At 69.1% G+C, this 9,387-nt stretch carries 8 protein-coding genes; 7 read left to right on the plus strand and 1 reads right to left on the minus strand.

Annotated features, from left to right (window positions below; translation table 11 throughout):
• Positions 1–385: 385 nt before the first annotated feature.
• On the minus strand, positions 386–1,132 hold the full coding sequence (locus DXK32_RS24570; protein WP_247877322.1) for a GntR family transcriptional regulator: 747 nt from the start codon (positions 1,130–1,132) through the stop codon (positions 386–388).
• Between the two features lie 225 nt (positions 1,133–1,357).
• Between DXK32_RS24570 and DXK32_RS24575 the strand changes: the two genes are divergently transcribed.
• The 7 genes from DXK32_RS24575 (at position 1,358) to DXK32_RS24605 (ending at position 9,238) form a co-directional block, all read left to right on the plus strand.
• Complete coding sequence (locus DXK32_RS24575) at positions 1,358–2,371, plus strand: ABC transporter substrate-binding protein (RefSeq protein ID WP_114860901.1); 1,014 nt, start codon at positions 1,358–1,360, stop codon at positions 2,369–2,371.
• 156 nt (positions 2,372–2,527) lie between these two features.
• On the plus strand, positions 2,528–3,334 hold the full coding sequence (locus DXK32_RS24580) for an ABC transporter permease (RefSeq protein ID WP_114860908.1): 807 nt from the start codon (positions 2,528–2,530) through the stop codon (positions 3,332–3,334).
• 3 nt (positions 3,335–3,337) lie between these two features.
• Positions 3,338–4,120, plus strand: a complete 783-nt coding sequence (locus tag DXK32_RS24585; protein WP_114860902.1) for an ABC transporter ATP-binding protein — start codon at positions 3,338–3,340, stop codon at positions 4,118–4,120.
• A complete protein-coding gene (locus tag DXK32_RS24590) occupies positions 4,117–5,448 on the plus strand; it encodes an amidohydrolase family protein (RefSeq protein WP_114860903.1) in 1,332 nt (443 codons plus the stop codon). Before DXK32_RS24585 ends, DXK32_RS24590 begins: the two co-directional genes overlap by 4 nt.
• Positions 5,449–5,465: 17 nt before the next feature.
• Entirely contained in the window at positions 5,466–6,197 is a 732-nt protein-coding gene (locus DXK32_RS24595; RefSeq protein WP_114860904.1) for a maleate cis-trans isomerase family protein, read from the plus strand.
• 142 nt (positions 6,198–6,339) lie between these two features.
• Positions 6,340–7,791 (plus strand): dihydropyrimidinase, encoded by a 1,452-nt coding sequence (hydA, locus tag DXK32_RS24600; RefSeq protein ID WP_114860905.1) that lies wholly within the window; start codon positions 6,340–6,342, stop codon positions 7,789–7,791.
• A gap of 31 nt (positions 7,792–7,822) precedes the next feature.
• Positions 7,823–9,238 (plus strand): amidase, encoded by a 1,416-nt coding sequence (locus DXK32_RS24605; protein ID WP_114860906.1) that lies wholly within the window; start codon positions 7,823–7,825, stop codon positions 9,236–9,238.
• Positions 9,239–9,387 lie beyond the last annotated feature (149 nt).

Consider the following 9,387-nt stretch of genomic DNA (forward strand, 5'->3'; position numbering starts at 1 on the left):
TGCGGGTACGTATGGTCTATCTTTCGTAGCGCTGCGAACAGCGTCAGGCCGGAGTCTAGGGAGGACTCGGTAGTCCGTGAAAGCAGGGGCGCGCCGCACAAAAACAAAGGCGCGCACACAATGCAACACGCTGCATGCCTCAAGCCCCCGCACCCCCGCAGGGCTTTGACGGCGGCAGCGTGTTTCACTTTCCGGGCCTTGCTTTCCACCAAACATTGTCGGTTTTTTGTTGCGCCGCACAAGAACAGAGGCCGCGCGGCGCGCAAAGAAAAAGGCCGCCAGGATTGCTCCGGCGGCCTGAGTCTAGGGAGGAAACGCCCGAAAAGGCGTCAGTGAAACTAATATATTCCGCAGCGCAGCATAATTCAAGCCTTAATCGAACGACTCACTCCACATCCATCGGCGTGGGATCGGCAGCCGCCCCGCCCTCCTGACCCACCGCCTGAACCGGCGGCTGGCGCAGAGCCTGGATGACCGCCACTGCGGTGCGGCGGCTGTGGTCGGCCAGCAGGGCCCCCGCCTCCTCGGCGTCGCGGCGGCGGAACGCCGCCATGAAGCCCTCATGCTCGTCCACCGACTCCTGCCAGCGGCCCGTGTCGTAGTTGGCGAGCGAGCGGGCGCGCAGGATCTTGGCGGCGAAGCCGGCGTAGGTCGCCTCCAGCGCCGGGTTGCGGGCCATGGCGACGATCTGGGCGTGGATCTGCCGGTTGGTCAGGAAGTAGGCGGCACGCTCCCCCGCCTCGTGCTGGGTGACCAGCTGGTCATGCATCCGGTCGAGCTTCGCGAACTCCGCGTCGGAGCCGTTGCGGCAGGCGAGCGTCCCGGCCAGCCGCTCCAGCGCGTCCATCACCTCAAAGATCGCGCCGATCTCGCCGGGGTCCACCGGGGCGACGATGGCGCCGCGGTGGGGGCGAAGCTCCACCAGCCCTTCCGACGACAGTACCCGCAGCGCCTCGCGCAGCGGCGTGCGGGAGATTCCCAACTGCTCGCACAGCTGCACCTCAGGCACCCGGACGCCCGGCGGCAGCTCGCCGTCGAGGATCATCGCCCGCAGCTCCTCCACGGCGGAATGGTGCAGCGTCGCGCGGCGGATCGGCCGGGCCGGCGCCTTCATGGTCTTGATCCTGTCCATCCTGACCCACCACCCCCCAAAAGTGCTGCATACTTGGGCATGCATACCGAAATGATGCGCTATGCCCAAAATTCAGGCAAACCCGCTCTCGCGCGGCCAGCTTCCTTCAATATGCTCTAAACGGCTGAAAACAGCCAACAAATTGGCGATTGTAATATTGTATACAATTTGGCACGCGCCTTGCGAAAGGAGGAGGGACGCAACCACATCGGGAGCACTCCTTTCATGACGTTCCGGTCCCTCACCCTGACGACCGTCACCGCCGCCTTCCTCGCTCTGTCGGCCGCCGCGACGGCCCAGGCCGCCGACGCGGAGAAGCTGAAACTGGGCTTCGCCAAATGCGCCCACTGCCTGCCGATGGCGCTGACCCCGGAACTCGCCAAGGGCGTGGAGATCGAGGCGATCAACTTCAACTCCGGCAACGACGTGCTGACCGCGCTGGTGTCGAAGAGCATCGACATGGCCCAGGTCACCTACCTGCACTACATCACGGCGCTCGATAAGGGCTTCGACGTGGTGGCCGTGTCCGGTCAGGTGAACGGTGGGTCGGAGATCGTCGTCGGCAAGGGCATCACCCTGAAGGCCGATGATTGGGACGGGCTGAAAAAGTTGATCGCCGAGCGCAAGGAGAAGGGCGAGCCGCTGCGCGTCGCGGCGTCGCGCGGCAACGCGCAGGACATCCACATGCGCGGCGCTCTCCAGAAGCACGGCATCAACGTCAACAAGGACGTGCAGTTCATCAACATCCCGAACCCGTCCGACCACGCCGCCGCCCTGCAGCGCGGCGAGGTCGACGTGATCTGCACGGTGGAACCCTTCGCCTCGCAGATCCGCCAGACCGGCGTCGGCACGCATTTCGCCCTCCCCTACGACCAGGCGGCCGGCAACCTGACCAACCTGATCGTCACGCGCTCCGACGTCATCAAGGACCACCCGAAGGCGGTCGAGGCCACCGTCGGCTCGGTCGTCGCCCTGGTCGACAAGCTGAAGTCCGACCAGACCGTGTGGGTGGACGTCATCAACAAATACACCGGCATGGACAAGGCCGTCGCCATCGAGGCGCTGAAGAACGCCTCCCCGGATTACGCCATCCACAAGGACAGCACGTTGGCCATCGCCACGATGATGCGCGAGCTGAAGTACATCTCCAACGACGTCACCGCCGCCGCGGAGAAGAACCTGGATTACACGTTCCTCGAAGCGGTCACCAAGAAGCCGAAGAGCGAGCTGGGCTTCTAAGAATTTCCCCTCTCCCCTCTGGGGAGAGGGCCAGGGTGAGGGGGTTGCGCGTGGCGGAAGGTCCGGCAAAAGCGCATCCCCCTCACCGGCCCTACGGGCCACCCTTTCCCAGGAGGGGAGAGGGCTATGAACATGACGGGACAGGGAATCCGGGCCATGACGGCATTGTCGAAATCCTGGGAGCGCGCCGTCGTTCCCCTCTTCATCCTCGCCGCCTGGGAGGTGTTCTCCCGGTCCGGCTTCCTGCCGGCGGCGCTGCTGCCGGCCCCGTCGGTGGTTCTGCACACCTGGGGCGATTGGATCTTCGGCTTCGACGAGACCTCGCAGGGCAACACCGGCCGCTGGCTGGCCGACGCCCTGTCCAGCGCCACCCGCGTCGCCGCCGGCTACGGCATCGCGGTGGTCAGCGGCGTGGCTCTGGGCATCGCCATCGGCTGGTGGCGCTGGGTCGAGCGCACGGTGGAGCCGACGCTCCAGATGCTCCGCCCGGTGCCGCCGGTGTCGTGGATTCCGCTGGCGATCATCTGGTTCGGCATCGCCAACAAGCCGGCCATCTTCCTGGTCTTCCTCGGCGCCTTCTTCCCGATCCTGATGAACACCATCCACGGGGTGAAGACCGCCGACCGCAACCTGATCCGCGCCGCCTCGATGATGGGCGCCACGGAACAGCAGCTGCTGCGCCACGTCGTGTTCCCGGCGGCCCTGCCCAGCATCTTCGCCGGTCTGCGCATCGGCATCGGCGCGGCCTGGATGCTGACCGTCACGGCGGAGATGGTCGCGGTGAAGAGCGGCCTCGGCTACGTGCTGTGGGACAGCTACTACTTCCTGCGCTACGACCTCGTGCTCGCCGCCATGGCCAGCATCGGCCTGCTCGGCTACGCGACCGACGCGCTCATCAAGGTCCTGATGTCCGCCGCGCTGCACTGGCAGCACGGCTCCACGCTCCAGAGCCGGGAGGGCTGAGCGATGGCTTCCATCGAACTTCGCAACATCACCAAGATCTTCCGCGACGCCAAGCGCAAGCGCGACCTGCTGGCCATCGACAACGTCAGCCTGTCGGTGGAGAAGAACGAGTTCCTCTGCCTGCTCGGCTCGTCGGGCTGCGGCAAGTCCACGCTGCTGAACATGATCGCCGGCTTCGAGAAGCCGACGGAAGGCAGCGTGACGGTGGGCGGCAAGGCCGTGGACGGCCCCGGCGCCGACCGCGGCATGGTCTTCCAGCAGGCCAACCTGATGCCCTGGCTGCCGGTGTGGGAGAACGTCGCCTTCCATCTGCGGCTGAAGGGCTGGCGCAAGGCCGACCGGCGCGACGCCGCCCAGGACTACATCGACATGGTCGGCCTGCGCGGCTTCGAGAACCATTTCCCGGCGGAGCTGTCGGGCGGCATGAGCCAGCGCGTCGGCATCGCCCGCGCCCTGCTGCTGAACCCGCAGGTCATCCTGATGGACGAGCCCTTCGCCGCGCTCGACGCCCAGACCAAGATGGACATGCAGGAGGAGCTGGTGGCCATCTGGCAGAAGCAGCGCTGCACCGTCGTCTTCGTCACCCACAGCGTGGACGAGGCGCTGGTGCTCGGCACCCGCGTCGCCGTGATGACCAGCCGTCCAGGCCGCATCCGCGAGCTGATCGCGCTCGACCTGCCACGCCCGCGCGACACCACCGGCCCGCGCTTCAACGACCACAAACGCCACATCCTCAACCTGATCCGTGAGGAGGGCCTGCAGCAACGGCAGGCCGCCGTCGCGTGACCGGCCGGCTCGACCTGCTGCTGACCGGAGTCACCGCCCTGACCGGGGAGGCGGCCGGCAGCGTCGTCGAGGACGCCGCCATCGGCATCCGCGACGGGCGCATCGCCCACCTCGCCCCGGCATCGCAGGGACTTCCCGCCGCCGCCGAGGTCCGGCATCTGCCGGGGCGGGTGGTCACGCCGGGCTTCGTCAACGCGCATCTGCACGCCGTCCTGGTGATGGTGCGCGGCGTCGCCGCCGACCTGGGTTTCGCCCCCTCCTACACGCCGGGCGTGCCCAAGGGCACCGACGCCACGCCGGAGGAGGCCCGCGCGCTGGCCCGGCTGGGCGCGGTGGAGGCCCTGCTCGCCGGCTCGACGCTGATCTGCGACCATTTCGTCCACGCCGACGCGACGCTGGACGCCATCGCCGACCTCGGCCTGCGCGTCCATGCGAGCTGGCGCGTCCACGACGTGGATTTCGCCCGCGTAGCCCAGGGGGAATGGCGCTTCGACGCGGCCATCGGCAGCGACCTGCTGCTGCGCACGCTGGACCTGCACGACCGCTGGAACGGCGCCAACAATGGACGCATCCGCGTGCAGATGGCCGCCCATGCGCCGGACACCTGCTCCCCCGCCTTCCTCCGCACCTTGACGGACGAGGCTGCGGCGCGCTCCATGCGTGTGAACACCCATCTGGCGCAGAGCCGGGTGGAGGTGGAGCGGGTGAAGGCATCCACCGGCCTGACCCCGGCGGAACTGCTGGACGAGTGCGGGCTGCTGAACGACCGGCTGCTCGCCACCCACTGCCTCTATGTCGAGGACGCCGACATCGCCCGCCTCGCCCGCGCCGGGGCGCACGCGGTCCATGTGCCGAAATGCAACGCCGCCTCGGGCCGGCTGGCCCCGACGCCGAAGCTGAAGGAGGCGGGCGTCAATCTGGCGCTGTGCACCGACACGCAGCACGGCGACATGGTGGAGGCGATGCGCTGGGCGCTCGCCACCGCGCGCATCCAGCAGGGCGGGGTCACCGCCGCATGGCAGCCCGCCGACGTGCTCCGCATGGCGACGCTGGGCGGCGCGCAGGCGGTGGGCATGGCCGACGAGATCGGCACGCTGGCCCTGGGCAAGAAGGCCGACCTCGTCGTCTTCGACACCCGCCGGCCGCATCTGCGCCCGCTGATCAACCCGCTCGGCACGCTCGTCCACACCGCGCAGGGGCGCGACGTGGAGATGGTGCTGGTGGACGGCGAAACGCTGGTCGCGGACGGGCGCCCCGTCCGCGCCGACCTGAACGAGATCTGCACCGAGGCCGACAAGGCCGCCCGCGCGCTGTGGGCGCGCGCCTGACCGAAAGAACCATGGATATGAGCAACCGCGTCCTTCTGGGCATGCTGACCCCCTCCTCCAACACGGTGCTGGAGCCCGTCACCTCCGCAATGCTGAGCGGCCTGCCGGAGGTGACCGCCCATTTCGGGCGCTTCACGGTGAAGGAAATTTCACTGCGCGCCGCGGCGCTGGACCAGTTCACCGACGCGCCCTTCCTGGACGCCGCCCGGCTGCTGGCCGACGCCCGGCTGAACGTGATCGGCTGGAACGGCACCTCGGCCGGCTGGTTGGGCTTCGCGGCGGACGAAAAGCTGTGCGCCTCCATCGAAGCGGAGACGGGCATCCCCGCCTGCACCTCCATGCTCGCGCTGAACGAGATTCTGGCGACGACCAGGCGCAAGCGCTTCGCCATCGTCAGCCCCTATCTGGACGAGATCCAGGACAAGATGGTCGCCAACTACAACGCCGCCGGCTTCGAGGTGGTGGCGGAGCGGCACCTGAACGACCGCGGCAACTTCTCCTTCTCCGAGGTGACCGAGGAGACCATCGAGCGGATGTGCCTGGAGGTCGCGGAGTCCAAGCCGGAGGCCATCGCCATCATCTGCACCAACATGCGCGGCGCCCCGGTGGCGGAGCGCATGGAGAAGGCGCTGGGCATCCCCGTCTACGACACGGTGTCCACGGTGGTGTGGAAGGCGCTGCGCATGACCGGCGTGGACACCCGCCGCGTCGAGGGCTGGGGCAGCCTGTTCCACGAGCTGCATGGCTGAGGGCCGTGCCTTTGCCCCCTCCCCGACCCTCCCCCGCTTCGCAGGAGAGGGTGCCTTCTGCGAAGCGGGGGCAGTCCCCTCCCCTGCGTCAGCGGGGGAGGGTTAGGGAGGGGGCAAAAACGTCACGATGGGAGAAACGACGATGAGCTTCGATCTGGTCATCCGCAACGGCACGGTCGCCACCGCGTCGGACGTGTTCAAGGCCGACGTCGGCGTGCGCGGCGGGCGGATTGCCGCGCTCGGCGAAGGGCTGGCCGCCGGGCGGGAGGAGATCGACGCCGCCGGGCTGCTCGTCCTGCCGGGCGGGGTGGACGGGCACGTCCATTTCGACCAGCCGACCGGCGACGGCTCCGTCATGGCCGACGATTTCCTGACCGGCACCCGCTCGGCCGCCTTCGGCGGCACCACGACGGTGCTGCCCTTCGCCTGCCAGGAGAAGGGCAAGACGCTGCGCGCCGCGGTGGACGACTATCACCGCCGCGCTGCCGGAAAGCCGCTGATCGACTACGCCTTCCACCTCATCGTCACAGACCCCACCGAGCAGGTGCTGGGCCAGGAGCTGCCGGCGCTGATCCGCGAGGGCTACACGTCCTTCAAGATCTACATGACCTACGACGCGCTGAAGCTGAACGACCGCCAGATCCTGGAGGTTCTGGACATCGCCCGCGCCGAGGGCGCCATGGTCATGATGCACGCGGAGAACGCCGACTGCATCGCCTGGCTGACCGAGAAGCTGGAGCGCGCCGGCCAGACCGCCCCCTATTTCCACGGCGTCTCCCGCCCCCGCGTGGCCGAGCGCGAGGCCACCCACCGGGCCATCTCCCTGGCGGAGCTGGTGGACGTGCCGATCCTGATCGTCCATGTCTCCGGCGCCGACGCGGTGGAGCAGATCCGCTGGGCGCAGGGGCGCGGCCTGCGCATCTACGCCGAAACCTGCCCGCAGTACCTGTTCCTGACCGCCGACGACCTGGGTGGGCCTGATCTTGATCAAGGGGGGTTCGAGGGCGCCAAGTGCATCTGCTCGCCGCCGCCGCGCGACGCCGCGAACCAGAAGGTGATCTGGGACGGGCTGACCGGCGGCGCCTTCCAGGTCTTCTCCTCCGACCACGCGCCCTTCCGCTTCGACGGGCCGGGCGGCAAGAAGGTGCATGGCGAGCAGGCGCCCTTCCGCTGCGTCCCCAACGGCATCCCCGGCGTCGAGACGCGCCTTCCGCTGCTCTTCTCCGAGGGGGTGATGAAGGGCCGGATGGAGCTGACCAGGTTCGTCGAGCTGACCGCCGCCAACCCCGCCCGCATGTACGGCCTGCACCCGCGCAAGGGCACCATCGCCGTGGGGGCGGACGCCGACATCGCCCTGTGGGACCCGTCGCGCACGGTCACCATCACCAACGGCATCCTGCACCACAATGTGGACTACACGCCCTATGAGGGGATCGAGGTCACCGGCTGGCCGGTCGCCACGCTGTCCCGTGGCGCGGTGATCTGCCGCGACGGCGAACTGCTGGCCGAACCTGGGCGCGGCGAGTTCCTGCCCTGCGGCCTGCCCGCCCCGGCGCGGCCCAAGGGCTCGCCCGCCCCCCTCCTGCCGTTCTAAACTCGGTCCGCACCATTCGGAGACCCTGCCCGTGAGCACACCCGACCTGTTCCGCCTCAGCGCCTCCGAGATGGCGGAGGGCGTGCGCACCCGCCGCTTCCGGGCGCGCGACCTCGTGGCGGCGAGCCTGGAGCGCATCGCGGCGCTGGACGGCGGGCTGAAGTCCTTCATCACCGTCGCCCCCGACGCGGCCCTTGCCGCCGCCGAGGCCGCCGACCGCCGGGTCGAGGCAGGGTCGCCGCTCGGCCCGCTGCACGGCGTGCCGATGGGCATCAAGGACCTGACGCTGACGGCGGGGTTGCGCACCACCTACGGCTCCACCCTCTACACCGACCTGATTCCCGACACCGACGACCTCAGCGTCGCCCGGCTGAAGGCGGCGGGCGCCATCATCCTGGGCAAGACCAACACGCCGGAGTTCGGCTTCGGCGCCATCACCGGCAACGAGCTGTGCGGGCCGACGGCCAACCCCTACGACCTCGACAGGACCAGCGGCGGGTCGAGCGGCGGGAGTGCTGCCGCGGTGGCCGCCGGGTTGGTGCCGCTGGCCCAGGGGACCGACTTCGGCGGTTCGGTGCGCACGCCGGCCAGCTTCTGCGGGGTGGTGGGCTTGCGCCCAACGCCAGGGCGCATCCCCAGTCCGGGCCGCGCGCTGGCCTGGGACGGGCTGGCGACGCAGGGCTTCCTCGCCCGCGACGTGGCCGACGCCGCTCTGGCGCTCGCCGCCGTCAGCGGGCCGGACCCACGCGACCCGACCTCCCTGCCCGTTCCGGAATGGACGGTGCCGGACCTCGACGCGTTCGATCCGCTGTCGCTGCGGGTGGCCTGGAGCACGGACCTCGGCTCCGCCCTGATCGACCTCGGGCTGGCCGAGCGGTTCGAGGCGGTGATGCGCGGTCTGGACGGCCGCTTCGGGGACTTCGTGGAGGCCACGCCCGACTGCCGGGAAGCCGGCGCCGCCTTCGGCACGCTGCGCGCCGCGCACATCTTCCACACCTACGGCCGGACGCTGGAGCAGGATGGCGACCGGCTGAGCCCGTCGGTCGCCTGGAACATCGCGCGGGGCAAGGGGCTGAGCGCCGCCGACTATCTGCGGGCGGAGGCCCAGCGCAGCGCCCTCTACCGCCGCTTCGCCGCCTTCTTCCGCGACCACGACATCCTGATGACGCTGAGCGCCAGCGTGCCGCCCTTCCCCAACGCCCAAGGCGACGTGACGGAAATCAACGGCTTCCGGCTGTCCACCATCATCGACTATCTGGCGATCACCTACACCGTGTCGCTGATCGGCTTCCCCTGCCTGTCGATCCCCTGCGGTTGGACGGCCGACGGGCTGCCCATCGGCCTGCAACTGATCGCCCGTCCCTACGAGGAGGACCGGCTGCTGCGCTGCGCCCGCTTCCTGGAGCGGGAGTTGGGGTTCCGCCATCGCTGGCCGGAAGGGATGTGACCGCGCCACCTCCCCCGCTCTCTCAGATGACGGGGCCTCCAGGAAATCCGGCGCACTTCTGCGCGATCCTGAAGGCGTGCGCCGAAGCAAACCCGAAATGCCGAAAGCCCGCCTCTTGCGAGACGGGCTTTCAACGCTTTTTGGTTGCG

The organism is Azospirillum brasilense, from assembly GCF_003349955.1.
In the GTDB taxonomy this organism is placed as follows: domain Bacteria; phylum Pseudomonadota; class Alphaproteobacteria; order Azospirillales; family Azospirillaceae; genus Azospirillum; species Azospirillum brasilense_B.

Excerpts from the sequence above, each read along its gene's own strand:
- DXK32_RS24575 (WP_114860901.1), top strand. The coding sequence starts at position 1,358 with ATGACGTTCCGGTCCCTCACCCTGACGACCGTCACCGCCGCCTTCCTC.
- DXK32_RS24595 (WP_114860904.1), top strand. The coding sequence starts at position 5,466 with ATGAGCAACCGCGTCCTTCTGGGCATGCTGACCCCCTCCTCCAACACG.
- DXK32_RS24580 (WP_114860908.1), top strand. The coding sequence starts at position 2,528 with ATGACGGCATTGTCGAAATCCTGGGAGCGCGCCGTCGTTCCCCTCTTC.
- DXK32_RS24585 (WP_114860902.1), top strand. The coding sequence starts at position 3,338 with ATGGCTTCCATCGAACTTCGCAACATCACCAAGATCTTCCGCGACGCC.
- DXK32_RS24570 (WP_247877322.1), bottom strand. The coding sequence starts at position 1,132 with ATGGACAGGATCAAGACCATGAAGGCGCCGGCCCGGCCGATCCGCCGC.
- hydA (WP_114860905.1), top strand. The coding sequence starts at position 6,340 with ATGAGCTTCGATCTGGTCATCCGCAACGGCACGGTCGCCACCGCGTCG.